Annotated in this window: 2 tRNA genes and 1 rRNA gene; all 3 read right to left on the minus strand. The window is 41.1% G+C overall.

From position 1 onward, the window contains the following. Positions 1-215: 215 nt before the first annotated feature. Positions 216-291: transfer RNA gene (locus H5180_RS23335), tRNA-Ala, on the minus strand. Between the two features lie 46 nt (positions 292-337). Further along, a tRNA-Ile gene (locus H5180_RS23340) sits at positions 338-414 on the minus strand. A gap of 76 nt (positions 415-490) precedes the next feature. Continuing rightward, positions 491-567, minus strand: a 16S ribosomal RNA gene (locus H5180_RS23345); the annotation flags it as partial.

Genomic DNA, 567 nt, shown 5'->3' on the forward strand with positions numbered 1-567 from the left:
GTAAACGTTCATTAAATGGCACTGAATGATACTGCTATCATTCTTTTTTACTTTTGAAAACTCTGTACAAATACACTGTATTTATACGAATTTTATTATCAGCTTTTCCAAATTTTTAAAGAGCAAGAGATACAAAAACCTCTCAAAATTAAACACACTCTATTCTCAGGCGATTATGCTGCCCGATAAAAGAATATTTATTTTTAAGAAGTAAGTGGTGGAGCTAAGCAGGATCGAACTGCTGACCTCCTGCGTGCAAGGCAGGCGCTCTCCCAGCTGAGCTATAGCCCCACATATGCTGGTACTTATTGTTTGATTACCGACTTCGTTGAAGAAGTGGTGGGTCTGAGTAGATTTGAACTACCGACCTCACCCTTATCAGGGGTGCGCTCTAACCAACTGAGCTACAGACCCAAACAATAAGTGTTTGTTCTCTTTACAATAACAATCATCTGTGTGGACACTACGAACAAATAAGTTCTAAATCGTATAAGGAGGTGATCCAGCCCCAGGTTCCCCTAGGGCTACCTTGTTACGACTTCACCCCAGTCATGAATCACTCCGTGG

Origin of the sequence: Pseudoalteromonas sp. SR41-4 (assembly GCF_014163985.1) — a bacterium.
GTDB classification, from domain to species: domain Bacteria; phylum Pseudomonadota; class Gammaproteobacteria; order Enterobacterales; family Alteromonadaceae; genus Pseudoalteromonas; species Pseudoalteromonas rhizosphaerae.